Source organism: Pseudomonas sp. GW821-FHT09A09 (genome assembly GCF_059418405.1).
This window is the reverse complement of record NZ_JBWKPU010000015.1, coordinates 31,944-54,494: the sequence shown is the minus strand read 5'-3', so window position 1 is coordinate 54,494 and position 22,551 is coordinate 31,944. Positions and strand designations below refer to the sequence as shown.

Genomic DNA, 22,551 nt, shown 5'->3' with positions numbered 1-22,551 from the left:
GTTTAGGCGTCCGCCAACGCAGCGATGACCAGCGAGCAACTGCGCTGGCCATAGGCCGAGAGTACTTGGCGGATCTGCACCAGGTCACGGGCGAGCACGGCGGCGAGCAGTTGCTCGAACAGCGTCAGGTACTCGCTCATCGACGCCTTGCGCTGATCCAGCGCCAGGTAATAAGCGCGGTTCATCGCCGGTTGCAGGTTCTCGACGGTTTCCTGCAGGTACGGGTTATTGGCGAAGGGGTACGCGGCGCGCATCACGTTGAAGCTTTCTTCGACGAAGGCGCGGATGTCCTGGCGCTCGAAACTCGCCACCAGGCGCTGTTGGATCTGCAGGAACGGGCCCATGTCAGCCTGGGTCTGCCAGCCTTGGGCCACGGCGTTGCCCAGCAGGATGTACAGCTCGCCCATCAAGGTGCACAGGCTCTGCACCTTGTGCGCGGTGAGCTCGGTGACGTGGGCACCACGGCGCGGCAGGATCGCGATCAGGTGGCGGCGTTCGAGGATCAGCAAGGCTTCACGCACGGAACCACGGCTGACATTGAGTGCCAGCGTGACCTTCTGTTCCTGGATCCGCTCCCCAGGCTTGAGATCGCCGCGAATGATACGTTCGGCGAGGTGGTGAGCAATTTGCTCGGCGAGACTGTCCGGCGCCTTGAACGTCATGTTTTCCCTTCAAAATCTTCTATCGGTACAAGCGCGGCAGTGTAGCGCATTGGCCCGCTGATGGCGCTACGCCCACCGTGGCGAATTTGGCATGAAATAAGCAGCGCTGAAAAGCCAAAAGCCCCTGAAAACGCCGGTTCCAGAAGACTGGACCATAATTGAAAGTGTTGCGACTGCATTTTCTTGACCTTCTGGTCAGAAAATCATTGACCGAAAAGTCAGAGATGACTAGATTCGGCGCAAAGCGGTTAACAACAATAATGAGTCTGCGAGGCCTTCCGTGATCCAGTTTTTACTTAACAGGGAACTCCGTAGCGAGCACGCCCTGGACCCCAACCTGACCGTGCTCAACTACCTGCGTGAGCACCTGGGCAAATCCGGTACCAAGGAAGGCTGCGCCAGCGGCGATTGCGGTGCGTGCACCGTGGTGGTCGGCGAGCTGCATACCGATGCACAAGGCGTCGAGCAGATCCGTTATCGCAGCCTCAACTCGTGCCTGACCTTTGTGTCTTCCCTGCACGGCAAGCAACTGATCAGCGTCGAAGACCTCAAGCACCAGGGCCAACTGCACAGCGTGCAACAGGCCATGGTCGAGTGCCACGGCTCGCAATGCGGCTTTTGCACCCCGGGTTTCGTGATGTCGCTGTTCGCCCTGCAAAAGAACAGCGATGCCCCCGACAGCCAAAAAGCCCACGAAGCCCTGGCCGGCAACCTGTGCCGCTGCACCGGCTACCGCCCAATCCTAGCCGCCGCCGAACAGGCGTGCTGCAACAAACCCCAAGACCAGTTCGACAGCCGCCAAGCCGAGACCATCGCCCAGCTCAAAGCCATCGCGCCAACGCAAACCGGTGAACTCAACAGCGGCGACAAGCGCTGCCTGGTGCCGCTGACCGTCGCCGACCTGGCTGACCTCTATGACGCCTACCCCCAAGCCCGCCTGCTGGCCGGCGGCACCGACCTGGCGCTGGAAGTCACCCAGTTCCACCGCACACTGCCGGTGATGATCTACGTCGGCAATATCGACGAGATGAAGCGCATCGAAGACTTCGACGATCGCCTGGAAATCGGCGCCGCCACCGCCCTCTCCGACTGCTACGCCGCGCTGCACCACGCCTATCCGGACTTCGGCGACTTGCTGCACCGCTTCGCCTCCCTGCAGATCCGCAACCAGGGCACCCTGGGCGGCAACATCGGCAACGCTTCGCCCATCGGCGATTCGCCGCCGCTGCTGATCGCCCTGGGCGCGCAGATCGTGCTGTGCAAAGGCAACACCCGCCGTACCCTGGCGCTGGAAGACTACTTCATCGACTACCGCGTCACCGCCCGCCAAGACAGCGAGTTCATCGAGAAGATCATCGTGCCCAAGGGCCACACGCTGTTTCGCGCGTACAAGGTTTCCAAGCGCCTGGACGATGACATTTCCGCTGTCTGCGCCGCGTTCAACCTGAAGCTCGACAACGGTGTAATCAGCGATGCCCGCGTGGCCTTTGGCGGCATGGCCGCCATCCCCAAACGTGCGAAGCACTGCGAAACCGTGCTGATCGGCGCGACCTGGAACGCTGCCACCGTGGAAAAAGCCTGCGCCGCCCTGGCCGAAGACTTCACCCCGCTTTCTGACTTCCGCGCCAGCAAGGAATACCGCCTGCTCAGCGCCCAGAACCTGCTGCGCAAATACTTCATCGAGCTGCAAACGCCACACATCGAGACTCGGGTGACCGCTTATGTCTAACCATCACGCCGTCGTTAAAACCCAGGCTGAACTGGCCGAGCTGTTCGCCCAGGACCTCACCTCAGGTGTGGGCCGCAGCGTCAAGCATGACAGCGCCGCCAAGCATGTGTCCGGTGAAGCGCAGTACATCGATGACCGCCTGGAATTCCCCAACCAGTTGCACCTGTATGCACGCATGTCCGACCGCGCCCATGCGCGCATCATCAGCATCGACACCGCGCCCTGCTACGCCTTTGAAGGCGTGCGCATCGCCATCACCCACGAAGACGTGCCGGGCCTGAAAGACATCGGCCCGCTGATGCCCGGCGACCCGTTGCTGGCCATCGACACCGTGCAGTTCGTTGGCCAGGTGGTGCTGGCAGTGGCGGCCCGCGACCTGGAAACCGCACGCAAAGCGGCGATGGCCGCCGTGATCGAATACGAAGACCTGGAGCCGGTGCTGGACGTGGTCGAGGCGTTTCGCAAGAAGCACTTTGTGCTCGACAGCCACACCCACCAGCGTGGCGACTCAGCGGGCGCATTGGCCACGGCGAAACACCGTATCCAGGGCACCTTGCACATCGGCGGCCAGGAACACTTCTACCTGGAAACCCAGATCTCTTCGGTGATGCCCACTGAAGACGGCGGCATGATCGTCTACTGCTCCACGCAGAACCCCACCGAAGTGCAGAAGCTGGTGGCCGAAGTGCTGGACGTGTCGATGAACAAGATCGTCGTGGACATGCGCCGCATGGGCGGCGGCTTTGGCGGCAAGGAAACCCAGGCCGCCAGCCCCGCGTGCCTGTGCGCAGTGGTTGCACGCATCACCGGCCAGCCGACCAAGATGCGCCTGCCGCGCGTCGAAGACATGCTGATGACCGGCAAGCGCCACCCCTTCTATATCGAATACGACGTGGGCTTTGACGACAGCGGCCGCCTGCACGGGATCAACCTGGAATTGGCGGGCAACTGCGGCTGCTCACCAGACCTGTCCAACTCGATTGTCGACCGCGCCATGTTCCACTCCGACAACTCGTATTACCTGGGCGACGCCACGGTCAACGGCCATCGCTGCAAGACCAACACCGCGTCCAATACCGCGTATCGCGGCTTCGGCGGCCCGCAGGGCATGGTTGCCATCGAAGAAGTGATGGACGCCATCGCCCGCCACCTGGCGCTGGACCCGCTGGCGGTGCGCAAGGCCAACTACTACGGCAAGACCGAGCGCAACGTCACTCACTACTACCAGACTGTCGAGCACAACATGCTCGAAGAGATGACCGCCGAGCTGGAAGCCAGCAGCCAATACGCCGAGCGCCGCGAAGCGATCCGCCTGTACAACGCCCACAGCCCGATCCTGAAAAAAGGCCTGGCGCTGACCCCGGTGAAGTTCGGCATTTCGTTTACCGCCAGCTTCCTCAACCAGGCCGGTGCGCTGATTCACATCTACACCGACGGCAGCATCCACCTGAACCACGGCGGCACCGAGATGGGCCAGGGCTTGAACACCAAGGTCGCACAAGTGGTCGCCGAAGTGTTCCAGGTGGAAATCGACCGCGTGCAGATCACCGCGACCAACACTGACAAGGTGCCCAACACTTCGCCAACTGCCGCTTCCAGCGGTGCCGACCTGAACGGCAAGGCCGCACAGAATGCTGCCGAAACCATCAAGCAGCGCCTGGTGGAATTCGCCGCACGCAAGTACGACGTGAGCGAAGCGGACGTGGAATTCCACAACGGCCATGTGCGGGTGCGCGACCAGATCCTGACGTTTGAGGCGTTGATCCAGCAGGCGTATTTCGCCCAGGTCTCGCTGTCGAGCACCGGCTTCTACAAGACCCCGAAAATCTACTACGACCGCAGCCAGTCACGGGGTCGGCCGTTCTACTACTTCGCCTTTGGCGCCGCCTGCTGCGAAGTGATCGTCGATACCCTGACCGGCGAATACAAGATGCTGCGCACCGACATTCTCCACGACGTGGGCGCCTCGCTGAACCCGGCCATCGACATTGGCCAGGTGGAAGGCGGTTTCATCCAGGGCATGGGCTGGCTGACCATGGAAGAGCTGGTGTGGAACAACAAGGGCAAGCTGATGACCAACGGCCCGGCCAGCTACAAGATCCCGGCCGTGGCCGACATGCCACTGGACCTGCGGGTGAAGCTGGTGGAGAACCGCAAGAACCCGGAAGACACGGTGTTCCATTCCAAGGCCGTGGGCGAGCCGCCATTCATGCTCGGAATTGCCTCGTGGTGCGCGATCAAGGATGCGGTGGCGAGCCTGGGTGACTATCGCCATCAGCCGAAGATCGATGCGCCGGCGACGCCGGAGCGGGTGTTGTGGGGATGTGAGCAGATGCGGCAGTTGAGTGCGGCGAAGGCTGTTGAGACTGAAACCGAGCTGGCTTCGCTTTAGGACCGAGGTGCTGCTATCGCCGGCAAGCCGGCTCCTACAGGGAACGCGATCAACTGTAGGAGCTGGCTTGCCAGCGATAGCGGTCTCACAGACACCACAAGAGGTGACTATGAATTATTGGATCAGCGCCCTCGCCGACCTGCAAAACCGCGGTGAACCCTGCGTACTCGTCACCATCATCGAAGAACTCGGCTCCACGCCACGCAACGCCGGTTCCAAGATGGTGATCAGCGCCGCGCAAACCTTCGACACCATCGGCGGCGGCCACCTGGAATACAAGGCGATGCAGATCGCCCGGGACATGCTCGTGCGTGGCCAGCAGAACACCCACCTGGAGCGCTTTAGCCTCGGTGCCAGCCTGGGCCAGTGCTGCGGTGGTGTGACCGTGTTGCTGTTCGAACCCATGGGCCAGGTGCAGGCGCAGATCGCTGTGTTTGGCGCCGGCCACGTGGGCCGCGCACTGGTGCCGTTGCTGGCCAGCCTGCCGTGCCGGGTGCGCTGGATCGATTCCCGTGACCAGGAGTTTCCGGAACATATCCCACAAGGCGTGCGTAAAATCGTCAGCGAAGAGCCGGTCGACGAAATTGCCGACCTGCCGGTGGGCAGTTACTGCATCGTGATGACCCACAATCACGCGCTGGACCTGGAACTCACCGCTGCCCTGCTCAAGCGCAACGACTTCGCCTACTTCGGCCTGATCGGCTCGAAGACCAAACGCGTCAAGTTCGAACACCGCCTGCGTGATCGCGGCTTCGACGCCGCGCAACTGCAACGCATGCGCTGCCCCATGGGCCTCACCGAGGTGAAGGGCAAATTGCCGGTGGAAATCGCGATCTCCATCGCCGGCGAAATCATCGCCACCTATAACGCCAATTTCGGCCAGCACACCGCAAGCGCCGAACCCATTGCCAAACTGCTGCCGGCGTCACGTCGCAGCCAAGCCATTTGAATTGAGATCACCATGCCTTTGACTCGCAAAGCCTACCGTGCCGCCCTCCTGCACAGCATCGCCGACCCTGCGCAAGTGGGGATCGAAGCCTCCTATGAGTACTTTGAAGACGGCCTGCTGATGATCGAAAACGGCCAGATCAGCGCCATCGGCCATGCCGGTGACTTGTTGCCGACGCTGCCTGCCGACATCGAAGTCACTCACTACCAAGATGCGCTGATTACCCCCGGCCTGATCGACACCCACATCCACCTGCCGCAAACCGGCATGGTCGGCGCCTACGGCGAGCAGTTGCTGGATTGGCTCAACACCTACACCTTCCCGTGTGAAAGCCAGTTCGCCGACAAGGCCCATGCCGAGGAAGTCGCCGACATTTTCATCAAGGAACTGCTGCGCAACGGCACCACCACCGCACTGGTGTTCGGCAGCGTGCACCCGCAGTCGGTGAATGCCTTTTTCGAAGCGGCCGAGAAGCTCGACCTGCGTATGATCGCCGGCAAGGTGATGATGGACCGCAACGCGCCGGACTACCTCACCGACACCGCCGAAAGCGGCTACCAGGAAAGCAAGGCGCTGATCGAGCGCTGGCACGGCAAAGGCCGCCTGCACTACGCGGTCACCCCACGCTTTGCACCGACCAGTACGCCGGAACAACTGGCACTCGCCGGGCAATTGCTGGGCGAATACCCGGACCTTTACATGCAGACTCACATCAGTGAGAACAAGCAGGAAGTGGAGTGGGTGAAAGAGCTGTTCCCGGAGCGCAACGGCTACCTGGATGTGTACGACCACTACAAGCTGCTCGGCGAACGCTCGGTGTTTGCCCATGGTGTGCATTTGTGTGATGACGAGTGCGCGCGCCTGGCAGAAACCGGCTCGGCGGTTGCGTTCTGCCCTACGTCAAACTTCTTCCTCGGCAGTGGCTTGTTTAACCTGCCAATGGCGGAAAAACACAAATTGAACGTAGGCCTGGGCACCGACGTGGGCGGCGGCACCAGCTTCTCGCTGCTGCAAACCCTGAACGAAGCCTACAAGGTGATGCAGTTGCAGGGCGCGCGGTTGAGCCCGTTCAAGTCGCTGTACCTGGCAACCCTGGGCGGTGCGCGTGCGCTGCGCCTGGAAGACAAGATCGGCACGCTGCAGCCAGGCACCGATGCGGACTTCCTGGTGCTGGACTACAACGCCACGCCACTGCTGAGCTATCGCTTGAAGCAGGCGAACACCATTGCCGAGACGTTGTTTGTGCTGATGACGCTGGGGGATGATCGGACGGTGTTGCAGACGTATGCGGCGGGGCAGCTCGTGCACCAACGCTAAGTTCAGGTACACCACAAAACCAAATGTGGGAGCGGGTTTATGTGGGAGCTGGCTTGCCTGCGATGCAGACACCTAGGTCTTTCTGTTAGACCCAGGTGATGCCATCGCAGGCAAGCCAGCTCCCACACAAGCCGGCCCCCACATTTTTTATCGGGATCAGAGTTTGATCGAGGAACGCCCTGGCTTCTTGGTCTGCAACAGGTGCGAAAACACCGCATGCAAATCATCCGACGCGCTCTCTTCATCGAGGTTGAGCTTGCTGTCGATGTGATCCATGTGATGCATCATCAAATCCACCGCCAGCACCGCGTCCCGCGCTTCGATCGCATCGATCAACTGGGTGTGTTCATCGTAGGAGCAGTGCGAGCGGTTGCCGCTTTCGTACTGGGCGATGATCAACGACGTCTGGGACACCAGGCTGCGCTGGAAGCTGATCAACGGCGCGTTCTTCGCCGCTTCGGCCAGCTTGAGGTGGAATTCACCGGAAAGGCGGATGCCCGCACCGCGATCGCCCCGGGAGAAACTGTCGCGCTCATCGTTGACCATCTGGCGCAGTTCGGCCAGTTGTTCGGCCGTGGCGTGCTGTACCGCCAGTTCGGTGATCGCCCGCTCCACCAGACGCCGCGCCATGAACACCTGGCGGGCCTCTTCGACACTCGGGCTGGCAACCACGGCGCCACGATTGGGCCGCAGCAGCACCACGCCTTCATGGGCCAGGCGCGACAGCGCACGGCGAATGATGGTGCGGCTGACGCCAAAGATTTCGCCCAGTGCCTCTTCACTCAATTTGGTACCGGGTGCCAGGCGTTGTTCGAGGATCGCCTCGAAGATATGCGCGTAGACGATATCGTCCTGGGTTCCGCTGCGACCGGCCTTGCCAGCTCGCGGTTGTTTCTTGAGAGGTTGCAACTGTTCGTTCATGGGCACTCGGGTTTGGAGAACGGCGGCGAATTAACGGTAATACGGCAACAGCGTGTCGCTGGCAAGTATCACCTAAAAACAGGGCACATTGTACACAACCGGTTGCGCCAACACACTGTACGGCTGTTTGCGGTGTCGGCTGTATTGCAATGAGTGGTTACGTTTGAGTTTAGGCTTGAATTCACGCCTTCATCGGTAAAAAGCCTCAGGTAAAAGGAACACCTCGCCATGACACACGCCACCCAAGCGCCGTTGCGCCCGTTGGCCGACACTTCGCCGTCCGCGGTCGTCGCCGGTTTCATCGCCATGATGACCGGCTACACCAGCTCCCTGGTGCTGATGTTCCAGGCCGGCCAGGCCGCCGGCTTGACCACGGCGCAGATTTCCTCGTGGATCTGGGCGATCTCCATCGGCATGGCGGTGTGCAGCATCGGCCTGTCCCTGCGCTATCGCACGCCGATCACCATTGCCTGGTCCACCCCCGGCGCGGCGCTGTTGATCACCAGCCTGGGCGGCGTGAGTTATGGCGAAGCCATTGGTGCCTACATCACCTGCGCAGTGCTGGTGACGATTTGCGGGCTGACCGGCAGCTTTGAAAAACTGGTCAGGCGTATCCCGGCATCGCTGGCGGCGGCCTTGCTCGCCGGCATCCTGTTCAAGATCGGCAGCGAGATCTTCGTCGCCGCGCAGCATCGCACCGGCCTGGTGCTGGGGATGTTTTTCACCTATCTGGTGATCAAACGCCTGTCACCGCGCTATGCGGTACTGGCCGCATTGGTGATCGGCACCGCACTGTCGGGGCTGATGGGGTTGCTGGATTTCAGCGGCTTTCACCTGGAAGTGGCCACGCCGGTGTGGACCACCCCGCACTTCTCCCTGGCCGCCACCATCAGCATCGGCATCCCGCTGTTTGTGGTGGCGATGACCTCACAGAACATGCCGGGTGTTGCCGTGCTACGTGCCGATGGTTACAACGTGCCGGCCTCGCCGCTGATCACGGCCACCGGCCTGGCTTCCCTGGTGCTGTCGCCCTTCGGCTCCCACGGCATCAACCTGGCAGCGATCAGCGCGGCCATCTGTACCGGCCCCCATGCCCATGAAGACCGCAACAAACGCTACACCGCGGCGGTGTGGTGCGGTGTGTTCTACGGGATTGCCGGGGTGTTCGGCGCTACCTTGGCGGCACTGTTCGCAGCCCTGCCCAAGGAGCTGGTGCTGTCGATTGCAGCCTTGGCGCTGTTTGGCTCGATCATCAATGGCTTGAGCATTGCCATGAATGAGCCGAAGGAACGGGAAGCGGCGCTGATCACCTTTATGGTCACCGCGTCTGGCTTGACGCTGTTTTCCATCGGCTCAGCGTTCTGGGGGATTGTGGCGGGAGTGTTGACGCTATTGATTCTGAACTGGCGCAAGGCATAAAAAAACGGCGACCCTCAGGTCGCCGTTTTTTTGAGTATCACTTAGCCGCGTTGATCGGCTTTTCCGGATACCACACGTCCAGCAGCGGGCTGACTTCAGCCTTGGTCAGCTCGGAACGGGTTTTCAGCCAGGCTTCAACAGCAGCACGTTGCTCTTCGGACACCGAGCCGCGCTTCTGCAGGCAAACCAGACCGAAGTCGTCGCCGCCCACGTAGCCCAGGCCGTTGGCTTCCATGGCTTCTTTGATGAATGCTTCGAGGAAAGCGTCGATAGCTTCTTCACTCAGGCCTTCGTTGAAGTCCAGGTTCAGTTCGAAACCCAGCTCTTGAAATTCATCAACGCACAGTTTTTTGCGCAGACGCTGGGAACGGTTAGTCGCCATTGGAACAATCCTCTTAAGTAATAACGGGCGGCACTTTAGCAGTTTAAGGCGGCGATTGCCCGACTCTCTGGGACAGGCGGCCATTAGCCCGCAAAAAAAACGCCTAATACCAGCTATCGTTCAGCTACAAGTGGATCCACCTTGGGGCATAATGCCGACACTTTCATGACCATTGAGGGATTTTTCCTATTTACCCCTCGCCTTTTTCACCCTCCTCAGCAGTAGGGTTTTACTTCTTATGATCAAATCTTTGCGTCCATTTCTGCTTGCCAGCGTTCTCCTGCCCCTGGCCTTTTCCGTCACCGCCGCCCCGATCAACAACACCCTGCCGCCGAATGTCCAACAGGCCCTGCAGAAAGCCAAGATTCCCAATACCTCGCTGTCCCTGGTGATGCTGCCGCTCAACGGCCCCGGTACACCGACCGTGTTCAACGCCGACGTGTCGGTCAACCCCGCCTCCACCATGAAGCTGGTCACCACCTACGCCGCCCTGGAAATGCTCGGCCCCAACCACCAGTGGAAAACCGAGTTCTACACCGACGGCACCCTCAGCGGTGGCGTGTTGCACGGCAACCTGTACCTCAAGGGCGGCGGCGACCCCAAGCTGAACATGGAAAAGCTCTGGCTGCTGATGCGTGACCTGCGTGCCAATGGCGTGCAGCAAGTCACCGGCGACCTGGTGCTGGACCGCAGCTTCTTCAACCAACCGCAATTGCCCGAGTTCAACGACGACGGCAACGACGAGAACAAGCCGTTCCTGGTCAAGCCGGACGCCCTGTTGGTCAACCTCAAGGCCTTGCGCTTCGTGACCCGCAACGATTCGGGCCGGGTGATCGTGTCGGTCGAACCGCCGATTGCCAGCATTCGCATCGACAACCAAGTGAAAGTCTCCAACGCCAAGCAGTGCACCGGCGACGTGCGCTACAACCCGGTCACGGCGGCTGATGGCAGCGTGACCGTCACCGTCAGCGGCCAGTTGGGCGATGGCTGCAGCTCGCAGACCTACCTGTCGCTGCTCGACCACGCCACCTACACCGCCGGCGCCGTGCGTGCGATCTGGCAGGAACTGGGCGGCACCATCCAGGGCCGTGATATCCAGGCGCCGGTACCCAAAGACGCCAAGGTGCTGGCCCGCGCATTCTCGCCGGACCTGGCGGAGATCATCCGCGACATCAACAAATACAGTAACAACACCATGGCCCAGCAGCTGTTCCTGAGCCTGGGCGCGCAGTTCCGCAACGATGCCGACGGCGACGATGCCAAGGCTGCGCAACGCGTGGTGCGTCAATGGCTGGCGAAAAAAGGCATCACGGCACCGCACCTGGTGATGGAGAACGGCTCCGGCCTGTCCCGCGCCGAACGGGTCAGCGCCCGTGAGATGGCGGCCATGCTGCAAGCGGCCTGGAAAGGACCTTACGCGGCGGAATACATCAGCTCGCTGCCGATTGCCGGCACCGACGGCACCATGCGTAAACGCCTGAAAACCACGGCCATGCGCGGTGAAGCCCACGTGAAGACCGGCACCTTGAATACCGTGCGCGCCATCGCCGGGTTCAGCCGCGACAACAACGGCAACAGCTGGGTGGTGGTGGCGATCCTCAACGACTCGAAACCGTGGGGCGCTTCGTCTGTGTTGGATCAGGTGCTGCTCGACCTGTACCGCCAACCCAAGGCCGTGGCTGCCGCCCCGGTCCTGTAGGCCTTTGTAGGAGCCGGCTTGCCGGCGATGGCACCCGAAAGATCACCCTTGAACTTTCGCCTCATCGACGGCAAGCCGGCTCCTACAGGGAGAATCAGGCGCTTAGGCGTTCGGCCTCCACACGGTCCCGGCCCGCCTGTTTAGCCACATACACCGCCGAATCCGCACGCAGCAGCAGCCCATCGATGCCTTCATCGATACGCCAACTGGCCACGCCAAAGCTGGCGGTCACCACCCCCACCGACTCCATCGGCGCACCGCGCAACGCTTGCCACAGCTCCATCGCCAGGCTGTAGGCCTGGCCTGCATCGGTGTTGGGGCACAGCACCACAAACTCTTCGCCCCCCAGGCGGCAGAACACGTCGGTGCGGCGCAGGCGCTGGCTGATGCGCTTGCACACTTCCTGCAACACGCCGTCGCCCACACCGTGGCCGTGCTGATCGTTGATGCGCTTGAAGTGATCGATATCGAGCATAATCAACGACAGCGCCCCCGACGTGCGGTTGAGCCGGATCATCTCGGCCTTGAGGCGATCCTGGAAATAGCGCCGGTTATGGATGCCGGTCAGGGCGTCGGTAATCGAGAGCGCACGCAGCTCCTCCTCCACCCGCTTGAGGTCGGAAATGTCCGACACATAGCCATGCCACAACGTACCGCCGCCCGGCAGTTCTTCTGGCGTCGCTTCACCCCGAATCCAGCGCAGGCCGCGTTGCGGCAACAGCACGCGATACTCTTCGCGCCAATGGCTCAACTGCAACGCTGACAGGCGAATCGACACCCGCACCCGCTCTGCGTCCAGCGGGTGAATGCGCTCGAACACCTTGCTCGCGTCCTGCTGCAGCACGCCCGGCTCGATTTCATAGATATCGCGCATGCCATCACTGGCGTAGATGAAACGCCACTGGTCCTGAGGTTCGAGGGTGAACTGGAAGATCCCGCCGGGCACATGGGCGCTGAGCTTTTTCAGCAAGCGATCGCGTGCGGCCAAGGCTTCGTAGGCGCGCTTTTGCTCGGTGACATCCAGGTAGATCGCCAGGTGTCCGATCCACAGGCCATGGTCATCCAGCAACACGGTGCCAAGCATGTTCACGGTCAACGGGCTGCCGTCCTGGCGCAGCAGGGTCCACTCCCGGGCCTCGTGCAGGTTGTCCGGGCTTTCCACCAGCATCGCCTGGCTGGGGGGAATGCGCTTGCCCAAGGTCACGCTCAAGCTGGCGGCGCGTGCGTCCAGCTCCGATGCCAGGTGCAGGCTTTCCAGGGTCATGCGCCCCAGCACCGCGTCAGCCTTGAACCCCAGCATCTGCTCGGCACCGGCGTTAAAGGTGTTGATGACCCCGCGCAAGTCCGTGGCGATGATCGCGACCTGGGTGGCGGCATTCAGCACACTGCGCAATTGCCCATGGGCGCCGCGCAATTCCTGCTCACGCAAACGCAACTGCTCGGTACGCTGCTCGACCATTTTCAGTGCCCGCTGGCGCTGGCTGACCAACACATAGAGCAAGGCGCTGAGCAACAGGCTGAGCAGCCCGCCCATGGTCAAGATGGTGCTCAGGGAAGAATGGTTGGCCAGGTCAAAAACCTTGCTTGCCCGCAGGTTCAGGGCGTAGACATGGTCGCCCAGGCTGAGACGACGCGCAGCAGCAAGGTCGCTGTCACCCACGGCATTGCTGGAGGCGTACAGCACCCGTTGCTGGGTGTCGGAGGTGTCGATGATCTGCATCACCAGGTTGTCGCGGTTCGGCTTGGGCAAGCCGTCGGCGACCAGTTGGCGCATGCTGATCACCGCCATCACAAAACCGAAGGGTTCGGTTTCCGACAGCTTGCTGACCGGCGCCACCAGCAACACGCCGGCAGCATAAGCGGGCTCAACGCCCACCAGTTGCATGGGTTGGGACACCGCAGGCTTGCCGGTCTTCTGTGCACGTTCAAGGGCCGAACGCCGCAGGGGCTGGGCCAGCAGGTCAAAGCCCAGGGGCGAGCCGAGCAAGCTCTGGGTCTGGCTGTACAGCACCGGCACGTATTCATCCCGTTCGGCAGCGGGAGCCAGGTCGCCCGACGAATTCAGCTCCCGAATGCTGAAGGGCGTGCCGCGCTGACGGGAGATTTCCTGTTCAAACTGGCTGCGCTGGTCGCGAAAAATCCGAGGGGCCCAGGCGTAGGCCCGGGCGCGCAACAATAGGGGCTGGGCGAAGCCGTCAAACTCTTCGCGGGAGACATCATCGGAGTTGACGAAGAAACGCCGCAGGCTGCCCAGGCGTTGTTCCTGGTCCTCGAAGCGCTCTTGAAGGCGGGTGTAGCGTTCGTTGACGAGCAGCTGGAAACGCTGGCGAACTTGCTGTTGATAGAGGTCGGCAGCCGCCCAGGCGATGATGGCCGTCAGCGCGCAACCGGCCAATAACACCACCAATGCCACCAGCCAAGCCGACGCCTGCTCACTGATAAAGCCAAGGATTTTCGGGCGGACGGCTTGCATCGGCATAGGCAACACTCACAACGCCAGCGTGCGGGGGGTGTCACTTTGGCTAGGCCTTAGTTATAGCGAGCGGCCCAGGGTTTGACCAGCGTAAAAAAGCCGCAAACCCGGAATTATCAGGCGTGCGGCTTTTGTGTCACGGCGATCAGCGCGCGGTGATTTTCCACGCGCGATGGATCTTGGCGTTGCGCGCAAAATCCGGGTCGATGGTCTTGTCGCTGATTTCCTCGACCGCGTAGCGTTCGCTGAGGTTGTCCTCCAGCGCGAACTTGCGGAAGTTGTTCGAGAAGTACAGCACGCCGCCCGGCGCCAGGCGCGCCATGGCCAGGTCGAGCAACTGCACGTGATCGCGCTGCACGTCGAAGATGCCTTCCATGCGCTTGGAGTTGGAGAAGGTCGGCGGGTCGATGAAGATCAGGTCGAACTCATCGCGGCTGGCCTCCAGCCAGGCCATCACATCACCCTGCTCCAGGCGGTTCTTGTCGGAGAAACCGTTGAGGGAGAAGTTGCGGCGGGCCCAGTCCAGGTAGGTCTTGGACAGGTCGACGCTGGTGGTGCTGCGTGCGCCGCCCTTGGCTGCGTGCACACTGGCGGTCGCGGTGTAGCAGTACAGGTTGAGGAAGCGCTTACCGGCCGCTTCTTTCTGGATGCGCAGGCGCATCGGGCGGTGGTCGAGGAACAGGCCGGTGTCCAGGTAGTCGGTGAGGTTGACCAGCAGCTTCACGCCGCCTTCGCTGACTTCGGTGAACTTGCCTTGGGCGCTCTGGCGCTCGTACTGCTTGGTGCCGCTCTGACGCTCGCGGCGCTTGACCACCACACGGCTCTTGTCGATGTTCAGCGCCTGGGGAATGGCGGCCAGGGCATCGAACATGCGTGCGGAGGCTTTTTCCGGGTCGATGGACTTCGGCGCCGCATATTCCTGCACGTGGACCCAATCGTGGTACAGGTCGATGGCCATGGAGTATTCCGGCATATCGGCGTCGTACACACGGTAGCAATCCACGCCTTCACGCTTGGCCCACTTGCCCAGCAACTTGAGGTTCTTCTGCAGGCGGTTGGCGAACATCTGCCCGCCCTCGCTCAGCCGCGCTTGCTCGACCACAGGTGCCGGTGCGGGTTTGATCGGGTTGCCGTTCTTGTTGTATTGGCGCTCTTGCGGCGCGGCCGGGGTTTGATCATAAGCGGCTTGCTCACGCTCAGCCTGACGCTGCTCCGGGGTACGGCGCTCGCCAGTGACGAACTGATCCGGGTTGACCTTGATCAGCAGCAGCTTGCACGGCAACGCGCCGTTCCAGAACGAATACTGCTTGTGGCTGCGGATGCCCATGCGCTTGCCCAGGTCCGGCGCGCCGGTGAACACCGCGGCTTCCCAGCCCATGCACGCCTGGCGCAGACGCTCGCCGAGGTTCTGGTAGAGGTACAACAGGCTGGCTTCGTCACCCAGGCGCTCGCCGTACGGCGGGTTGCAGATGACCAGGCCTTTCTGGTTCTGGTCCGGGCGCGGCTCAAAAGTGCCGACTTCGCCCTGGTACACCTTGATCCAGTGGCTCAGGCCGGCACGTTCGATGTTGTTGCGCGCGGGCTGGATCAGGCGCGGGTCGGCTTCGTAGCCACGGATCCACAGCGGCGGCTTGTTCATGCCGATGGCGGCACGTTCGGTGGCCTCGGCGTGCAGCTTCTTCCACAACGCAGGGACGTGGCCCAGCCAGGTGGTGAAGCCCCACAGTTCACGATTCAGGTTGGGCGCCATGTCGGCGGCGATCATCGCGCCTTCGACCAGGAAGGTGCCCACGCCGCACATCGGGTCGCTCAGCGCGCCGCCTTCAGCAGCAATGCGCGGCCAGCCGGCACGGATCAGGATCGCGGCGGCCAGGTTTTCCTTCAGCGGGGCCGCGCCCTGCTGCAGGCGATAGCCGCGCTGGTGCAGGCTGTGCCCGGACAGGTCGAGGGAGAGGATGGCTTCGCCACGGTCCAGGCGCAGGTGGATGCGCAGGTCCGGGTTGATCTTGTCGATGGACGGGCGCTCACCGGTCGGCGTGCGCAGCTTGTCGACGATGGCGTCCTTGACCTTCAAGGCGCCGAAGTGGGTGTTGTCGATGCCCGAACCGTGGCCGCTGAATTCCACCGCGAGGGTGCCGTCAGGGACCATGTGGTCGGCCCATTCGATATCCAGCACGCCGTGGTAGAGGTCTTCGGCATCCTTCATCGGGAAGCGCTTGAGGACCAGCAACACGCGGTTGGCCAGGCGTGACCAGAGGCACAGGCGGTAGGCGGTTTCCATGTCGGCCATGCCGCGCACGGCCGAGGTGTGCTCGCGGGCTTCCTCAAGGCCAAGCCCGACGGCTTCCTCGATCAGCAGGCCTTCGAGGCCCTTGGGGCAGGTGAGGAAGAGTTCAAAACGGTCCGACATGGGGCATTCCAGGCTTTTCAGCAATAAATGAACGGGCGACGCATCGCCGGTTCGGTTTTCAATCAAGCACTTTTCTTGAAGAGCGCTCGCGTGGCACGAATGTACCGTCCCACCCCGGCTGCCGGGCCTTTTGGCCGTGATTGCCGGGGCAGATAAATAAATAGTTGCAACAAAAAGAAATATTCCGACCCTTCGTCGAATAATAACCGACTGCAACGAGCGGGCATTCTCACTAAAGGATTAAACCCATCCTCTATGCAGGGTGCATCATAGCTGGCTTTGCCAGACAAATGGGGCGAAAAGCCAGCCCAGCTTATGGCTATAGCATCGTTATCGTTACGTGCTTATGACAAAACGGTCATTGAATCCATGTGACCTATTGGTTAGAACTCAACACAGGTTGGCGCCGTAACGACGCCGACACATTGGCTCGCCACGCCGGCAGCGAGCCCACCAACGGCAGAAAAACTCTGCCCGGCCTCGGACGAGGCCGAAGGATATCTAGACAGTCAACAAGTGAGGGAAACACCCTATGAGAAGACTTAAGCGTGATCCGTTGGAAAGAGCATTTTTACGCGGATATCAATATGGCGTTCATGGAAAATCCCGTGAGCTTTGCCCATTTACTCTACCGTCGGTACGCCAAGCCTGGATCAACGGCTGGCGAGAAGGACGCGGCGACAACTGGGACGGTATGACTGGCACTGCGGGCATCCACAGACTCAACGAACTTCACGCCGTCGGCTAATCAGGGCACTTAATTCCGACACACCACCTTTGGATTTGTAACGACTTACCATGCACGCCCCATCCGGGCGGCGGGCTTCGGCCCAGGGGGCTCCTTTATGGAGCCCTTTTTATTGGCTGGAAAAAACTACCCGACGTACTCGGACTCAGGGTGGGAGCGGGCGTGTGTGGGAGCCGGGCTTGCCCGCGATGCAGCCACCTCGGTGTGTCAGTCACACCGCAGTGATGCCATCGCAGGCAAGCCAGCTCCCACACAAGCCTGCTCCTGCAATAAAAGTGTCAGCGCAGTGCAGCGATCGCATCCACCGACTGGCGAATCAGTTCCGGGCCCTTGTAGATAAAGCCCGAGTACAACTGCACCAGGCTGGCACCGGCCGCGATTTTCTCGGCTGCATGCTTGCCTTCGGTGATGCCACCCACGGCGATGATCGGCAGGCGCCCTGCCAGTTCGGCCGCCAGCACCTTGACGATATGGGTACTCTTGTCACGCACCGGCGCGCCCGACAGACCGCCCGCCTCGTCACCATGGGCGAGCCCTTCGACGCCAACACGGCTGAGGGTGGTGTTGGTGGCGATCACTGCGTCCATGCCCGAATCCACCAGGGCCTGGGCGACCAGCACGGTTTCTTCATCGCTCATGTCCGGAGCAATCTTGATCGCCAACGGCACGCGCTTGCCGTGGCGCACGGCCAGGTCTTCCTGGCGCTGGCGCAGGGCTTCGAGCAGTTGCTTGAGGGAATCACCAAACTGCAGGCTGCGCAGGCCCGGGGTATTCGGCGAGCTGACGTTGACGGTGACGTAGCTGGCATGGGCGTAGACCTTGTCCAGGCAGATCAGGTAGTCATCCACCGCACGTTCAACCGGGGTGTCGAAGTTCTTGCCGATATTGATCCCGAGAATGCCGGTGTACTTCGCCGCCTGCACCCGGGACAGCAGGTGATCAACCCCCAGGTTGTTGAAGCCCATGCGGTTGATGATCGCCTCGGCTTCCGGCAAGCGGAAGATGCGTGGCTTGGGGTTGCCCGGTTGTGGCCGTGGGGTCACGGTGCCGATTTCGACAAAACCGAAACCCAACTGTGCGAAGCCGTCGATGGCCGCGCCGTTCTTGTCCAGGCCGGCAGCCAGGCCGACCGGGTTGGGGAAGTCCAGCCCCATCACCGACACCGGCATTTTTGCCGGCGCCTTGCATACCAGGCCATTGAGCCCCAGTCGGCCACCGGCGCCGATCAGGTCCAGGGACAGATCGTGGGAGGTTTCCGGGGAGAGTTTGAACAACAGCTGGCGGGCCAGGGTATACATGGGCGGGCTAGACTCGGGTGGCGGCAAAAGGTGGCGGCGATTATAGCCGGGGTGGCCGTGTACACGCGAGGCATGCCGTCCAATCATCAATAACGCTGCGCGACCAGTGCCTCATAACGCGCCCAGATTTTCTGCGCATAGCGCATGCGCAAGGCCTCACGCTGCGGCCCCGGGCCTGCGCCCACATTGTAGGAACCCACCGCCGTCCAGTTGTAGCCGAAACGCTGGACGAACTCGGCAAGAATCGAAGCGCCCACCTCCACCGACAGGCAAGGCTCGCTCAACAAGCGCTCCTCGGTAATGCCCTGCTTGAGCAGGCGCGGCAAGTGAATGCTGTTGATCTGCATCAAGCCGATGTCACGCGTGCCGTTGCGGTTGGCGTGGTTTACCGCTTGCGTGCGATAACCCGACTCCACGGCAGCGATGGCCTGTAGCAGCTCGGGCTCAAGGTCATAGCGGCTGGCAGCCTCGTTCCAGCAGTTGGCCAGCGCTTGATTGCCGCCCAGGCACGCCACCAGCAACAGGCTTTTGCTCCAGGTACTAGCCATTGCTGGCTTGACCACAGGCGGAACACACACCCCGCTTTTCAGCCTGCACCGGGCAGGTAAAGCGATAACCCCGGCCGTAGATCGTCTTGATAAACCCCTTGTCGGTCTTCAAGTGCTTGCGCAACGCGTAAATGCACCGCGTCAGCGACTCCTCGGCCACTTCGCCCCGAGGCCACGCCTGCTCCAGCAAACGGTCCTTGGTCATCAGCGCGCCACCGGAGCCCAATAATAGACGCAGAACCTGGCCCTCCTTGGGAGGCAACTGAATATCCGCGCCCACTCCCGTCAACCGCCCATCGCCGTGCAAGGTCCAGCGATCAAACACGAGGGACGTCGACACTCCATCACTTGCGACGGCCATGCACACCTCTGTATTCGACTTTCGACATTGAAACCCTCATTGCCACTACTGGCTGCCCAATCAACGCCATGACTATAAAAACCTGTTCCGCAACCCACGCCAGGACAAAGCCGATTTACCCGTCGATTTTCGGAAGTACCCAGTAAGAAAATTCTCCACCCACGCCAAGGCTCACCACTGCTCATTCATTTGCCCGCCAATACATCGAACGAATTCAGGGGGGCGCTGGCTCGTTCGCCTGCTGGGGTACGTCCAACTCCGCCACCCATTGCTTGATCAACTTGACCTGCGCCGGTGTACCCCTGACCAGCAAACTGTTGATGTCGGGATAGGCAATGACGGCGAACCCCTTGTCGGCCAAAAGGTGCTTGCGGTTACGCACCAGCAAGGTCTCGATCATGGAGTTCATCCCCGGCACCGTAGGTTCATCTGCACTGGCCCCGGACTTACGGTCCGCCACAAAGTGATGGAGCACTGCCACCACCCCAAACGCCTGCTCGGGCACCTTTGCAGGCTGGCGATCCATCAATTGCGCCAACCGCAGCACGCGGTCGACATAGCTCGGCGGCCCGGACACATAGAACATGCGCTGCCCGCTCTCACGCAGAGGGAAGCGGGACTCTTCCAGCCCTGTCCCTTGCATGAGGCTGCGTAGCCTGCCGACGGATATATGCCGGAGCACGACCGCCGAACGTCTGATTTCGGCGGCCTCGTAGAGGTACAGCGCTTGTCGGTCACGGTGCCAGATCAGCCCCTCCTGCCTGGCCAGCGCCTCCAACACCTGCTCGGGCGCAGCAAAATCGAACGATCCACTGACGCGCTTGCGATCCACCTGCCGGCTGACCACAACCGCAACCCCAAGAGGCCCGGACAACGCGTTGAGTACGCTGCCCAGGCTTGCATCCTGCGCCTGATAGACCTCGCCCCAGGCCGCCGCGCAACCGAGCAGCAACACAGCACACAACACACACCGGCATAGCCAGTGACAGGTCAACGTTGCGGCGGAATCAGCGTGCAAAGTGGGTTTACCTCAGCGGTCCGGCGTAGAGAAGCGGCCATACTGAAAGGCAAGCGGCGCTCAATCTTGATGAAAAGCTGATGACATTGCGTGGCATGTGCCTTGCTACACACTTGGCATCAGGGCCTGCGCCACCGTCGGAGCAGGCCTACGGACAAAGGCGTCGTTACCCTTCAATGGCTCATAGCGCCATCCGAGGGAACGACGCTTTTTTTTGAGAGAAAAGGTAGGTGTTGATGAACGATTCGGTCGGCAACAGCCCGGTGAATAATCCACTGGCGTGGGTCAACGGCAGTGACGCCCCGGAAAAGAGCAGCCTGGACCTGGGTTTCATGGCGCTGACCGATTGCGCATCGCTGGTGGTCGCCGCCACCCAGGGTTTCGCCCAACCCTACGGGCTGACACTGAACCTCAAGCGCCAGTCCTCCTGGGCCAACCTGCGCGACAAACTGGTCAGCGGTGAGCTGGACGCCGCCCATAGCCTGTACGGGCTGATCTACGCCGTACACCTGGGTATCGGCGGTGTAGCGCCCACCGAGATGGCGGTGCTGATGGGGCTCAATCAAAACGGCCAGAGCATCAACCTGTCCCACGGTTTGCAACAGCAAGGCGTGACCACTCCCGAGGCACTGGATCGCCACGTGCACCAAAGCCGAACAAAACTGACCTTCGCCCAGACATTTCCCACGGGTACCCACGCCATGTGGCTGTATTACTGGCTGGCGAGCCAGGGCATCCACCCGTTGCAGGACGTGGACAGTGTGGTGGTCCCGCCGCCGCAGATGGTCGCGCACCTGCAGGCCGGGCGCATCGACGGTTTTTGTGTCGGTGAGCCCTGGTGTGCCAGCGCAGTCAAGCAACAACAGGGCTTCACCCTGGCGACCACCCAGGCGATCTGGCCCGACCATCCGGAAAAGGTACTCGGCTGTACCCAGGCGTTCGTCGAGCAATACCCCAACACGGCGCGGGTGCTGGTGATGGCCATTCTTGAAGCCAGCCGTTTTATTGAAGAAAGCCAGGAAAACCGTCGCTCTACCGCACAACTGCTCAGCGCCCGCGACTACCTGGATGCCCCGCTCGACTGCATCGAACCCCGACTGCTGGGCAACTATGACGATGGGCTGGGCAACCAGTGGCAAGACCCTCACGCCTTGCGTTTTTTTGCGAGTGGAGAGGTCAACCTGCCCTACCTGTCGGACGGCATGTGGTTCATGACCCAGTTCCGCCGCTGGGGTCTGTTGCGCGAAGACCCGGACTACCTGGGCGTCGCCCGCCATGTCCAGCAACTGGACCTGTACCGTCAGGCCGCCAGCGCGGTGGGCGTTTCAAGCAACCCCCAGGACATGCGCAGCAGCCAACTGATCGACGGCAAGGTCTGGGACGGCAGCAACCCCGCCGCCTACGCGCGCAGCTTCCGCCTGCACGCCATGGCCGACCACGCCAGCCGCCAAGCCTTGCGCTGACAGGAGCACGACTATGTTGCGAATCCTGTTGATCAACGACACACCGCGCAAAGTCGGCCGGCTCCGGGCCGCGCTGATTGAGGCCGGGTTCGAGGTCATTGATGAGTCGGGCCTGACCATCGACCTGCCGGCGCGCGTCGAAACGGTGCGACCGGACGTGATCCTGATCGATACCGAGTCACCCGGGCGCGACGTGATGGAGCAGGTGGTGCTGGTCAGCCGCGACCAGCCACGGCCGATCGTGATGTTTACCGACGAGCACGACCCGAATGTGATGCGCCAGGCGATCAAGTCGGGCGTCAGCGCCTACATTGTCGAAGGCATCCAGGCCCAGCGCCTGCAGCCGATTCTCGACGTGGCCATGGCGCGCTTCGAGAGCGACCAGGCCCTGCGCGCCCAGCTCCAGGCGCGGGACCAGCAACTGGCCGAGCGCAAACGCATCGAGCTGGCCAAGGGCATGCTGATGAAAATGAAGAGCTGCAATGAGGAAGAGGCCTACACCCTGATGCGCCGCCAGGCCATGAGCCGCCAGCAGAAACTGATCCAGGTGGCCGAGCAGATTATCGCCATGAGTGAGCTGCTCGGCTGATTTGGCTCAGCTCTTGCTAAGCATTCATCACAGGTAACCAACGGCGGTTGCCCCTCCACGACAAAGACGTCGCACATCCGGTTTGCCCCCGCAAACCCGGTGGCGGCGTTTTTTCGTTTTGGCCCCAGTGCATGGGGCCGGTGGGGCAGCCTTCGCCGGCTGTTCCATCACCC

General features: G+C 61.7%; 18 protein-coding genes. 9 read left to right on the top strand and 9 right to left on the bottom strand.

Annotated features, from left to right (window positions below; all coding sequences use genetic code 11):
* Nucleotides 1–2: 2 nt before the first annotated feature.
* On the bottom strand, nt 3–662 hold the full coding sequence (locus AC07OV_RS15350) for a GntR family transcriptional regulator (RefSeq protein WP_176996315.1): 660 nt from the start codon (nt 660–662) through the stop codon (nt 3–5).
* 280 nt (nt 663–942) lie between these two features.
* Between AC07OV_RS15350 and xdhA the strand changes: the two genes are divergently transcribed.
* From xdhA to guaD, 4 genes are all read left to right on the top strand, one after another.
* Nucleotides 943–2,391, top strand: coding sequence for a xanthine dehydrogenase small subunit (gene xdhA, locus AC07OV_RS15345; protein WP_495092505.1), 1,449 nt, complete (start codon nt 943–945; stop codon nt 2,389–2,391).
* Nucleotides 2,384–4,783, top strand: coding sequence for a xanthine dehydrogenase molybdopterin binding subunit (xdhB, locus tag AC07OV_RS15340; protein ID WP_494997607.1), 2,400 nt, complete (start codon nt 2,384–2,386; stop codon nt 4,781–4,783). Before xdhA ends, xdhB begins: the two co-directional genes overlap by 8 nt.
* A 109-nt stretch (nt 4,784–4,892) precedes the next feature.
* A complete protein-coding gene (gene xdhC, locus AC07OV_RS15335) occupies nt 4,893–5,732 on the top strand; it encodes a xanthine dehydrogenase accessory protein XdhC (RefSeq protein ID WP_494997608.1) in 840 nt (279 codons plus the stop codon).
* A 12-nt stretch (nt 5,733–5,744) separates the two neighbouring features.
* A complete protein-coding gene (gene guaD / locus AC07OV_RS15330) occupies nt 5,745–7,049 on the top strand; it encodes a guanine deaminase (protein ID WP_495092504.1) in 1,305 nt (434 codons plus the stop codon).
* A 156-nt stretch (nt 7,050–7,205) separates the two neighbouring features.
* Here guaD and AC07OV_RS15325 read toward each other — a convergent pair whose 3' ends face one another.
* The gene (locus tag AC07OV_RS15325) at nt 7,206–7,970 is read right to left on the bottom strand and encodes a GntR family transcriptional regulator (RefSeq protein ID WP_176996320.1); all 765 of its coding nucleotides are present in this window, start codon (nt 7,968–7,970) and stop codon (nt 7,206–7,208) included.
* 228 nt (nt 7,971–8,198) lie between these two features.
* Here AC07OV_RS15325 and AC07OV_RS15320 point away from each other — a divergent pair, with 228 nt between their 5' ends.
* On the top strand, nt 8,199–9,389 hold the full coding sequence (locus AC07OV_RS15320; protein ID WP_495092503.1) for a benzoate/H(+) symporter BenE family transporter: 1,191 nt from the start codon (nt 8,199–8,201) through the stop codon (nt 9,387–9,389).
* 37 nt (nt 9,390–9,426) lie between these two features.
* Here the strand turns inward: AC07OV_RS15320 and AC07OV_RS15315 are convergent, their stop codons facing one another.
* Nucleotides 9,427–9,771, bottom strand: coding sequence for a YggL family protein (locus AC07OV_RS15315; RefSeq protein WP_016979277.1), 345 nt, complete (start codon nt 9,769–9,771; stop codon nt 9,427–9,429).
* A 238-nt stretch (nt 9,772–10,009) separates the two neighbouring features.
* Between AC07OV_RS15315 and dacB the strand changes: the two genes are divergently transcribed.
* Complete coding sequence (dacB, locus tag AC07OV_RS15310) at nt 10,010–11,470, top strand: D-alanyl-D-alanine carboxypeptidase/D-alanyl-D-alanine endopeptidase (protein WP_176996322.1); 1,461 nt, start codon at nt 10,010–10,012, stop codon at nt 11,468–11,470.
* A 94-nt stretch (nt 11,471–11,564) separates the two neighbouring features.
* On the opposite strand, the gene AC07OV_RS15305 is transcribed toward dacB, so the two are convergent.
* Together AC07OV_RS15305 and rlmKL are read right to left on the bottom strand one after the other, a co-directional pair.
* Entirely contained in the window at nt 11,565–13,949 is a 2,385-nt protein-coding gene (locus AC07OV_RS15305) for a sensor domain-containing diguanylate cyclase (RefSeq protein WP_176996323.1), read from the bottom strand.
* Between the two features lie 139 nt (nt 13,950–14,088).
* Nucleotides 14,089–16,353, bottom strand: coding sequence for a bifunctional 23S rRNA (guanine(2069)-N(7))-methyltransferase RlmK/23S rRNA (guanine(2445)-N(2))-methyltransferase RlmL (rlmKL, locus tag AC07OV_RS15300; RefSeq protein ID WP_495092502.1), 2,265 nt, complete (start codon nt 16,351–16,353; stop codon nt 14,089–14,091).
* Between the two features lie 532 nt (nt 16,354–16,885).
* Here rlmKL and rmf point away from each other — a divergent pair.
* Nucleotides 16,886–17,101 carry a ribosome modulation factor gene (rmf, locus tag AC07OV_RS15295; RefSeq protein ID WP_002553055.1) on the top strand — a complete coding sequence of 72 codons (216 nt, stop codon included), beginning with the start codon at nt 16,886–16,888 and terminating at the stop codon, nt 17,099–17,101.
* A gap of 278 nt (nt 17,102–17,379) precedes the next feature.
* Here rmf and AC07OV_RS15290 read toward each other — a convergent pair whose 3' ends face one another.
* From AC07OV_RS15290 to AC07OV_RS15275, 4 genes are all read right to left on the bottom strand, one after another.
* Nucleotides 17,380–18,399, bottom strand: coding sequence for a quinone-dependent dihydroorotate dehydrogenase (locus tag AC07OV_RS15290; RefSeq protein WP_494998916.1), 1,020 nt, complete (start codon nt 18,397–18,399; stop codon nt 17,380–17,382).
* 86 nt (nt 18,400–18,485) lie between these two features.
* Nucleotides 18,486–18,947 (bottom strand): transglycosylase SLT domain-containing protein, encoded by a 462-nt coding sequence (locus AC07OV_RS15285; RefSeq protein WP_495092501.1) that lies wholly within the window; start codon nt 18,945–18,947, stop codon nt 18,486–18,488.
* Complete coding sequence (locus AC07OV_RS15280) at nt 18,940–19,308, bottom strand: winged helix-turn-helix domain-containing protein (RefSeq protein WP_176996327.1); 369 nt, start codon at nt 19,306–19,308, stop codon at nt 18,940–18,942. Before AC07OV_RS15280 ends, AC07OV_RS15285 begins: the two co-directional genes overlap by 8 nt.
* A 214-nt stretch (nt 19,309–19,522) precedes the next feature.
* On the bottom strand, nt 19,523–20,263 hold the full coding sequence (locus AC07OV_RS15275; protein WP_495092500.1) for a secretin N-terminal domain-containing protein: 741 nt from the start codon (nt 20,261–20,263) through the stop codon (nt 19,523–19,525).
* A gap of 299 nt (nt 20,264–20,562) precedes the next feature.
* On the opposite strand from AC07OV_RS15275, the gene AC07OV_RS15270 reads away from it, so the two are divergent.
* Together AC07OV_RS15270 and AC07OV_RS15265 are read left to right on the top strand one after the other, a co-directional pair.
* Nucleotides 20,563–21,789 carry a CmpA/NrtA family ABC transporter substrate-binding protein gene (locus AC07OV_RS15270; protein WP_494998920.1) on the top strand — a complete coding sequence of 409 codons (1,227 nt, stop codon included), beginning with the start codon at nt 20,563–20,565 and terminating at the stop codon, nt 21,787–21,789.
* A gap of 13 nt (nt 21,790–21,802) precedes the next feature.
* Nucleotides 21,803–22,378: an ANTAR domain-containing response regulator gene (locus AC07OV_RS15265; RefSeq protein WP_176996329.1), complete on the top strand. Its 576-nt coding sequence runs from the start codon at nt 21,803–21,805 to the stop codon at nt 22,376–22,378.
* Nucleotides 22,379–22,551 lie beyond the last annotated feature (173 nt).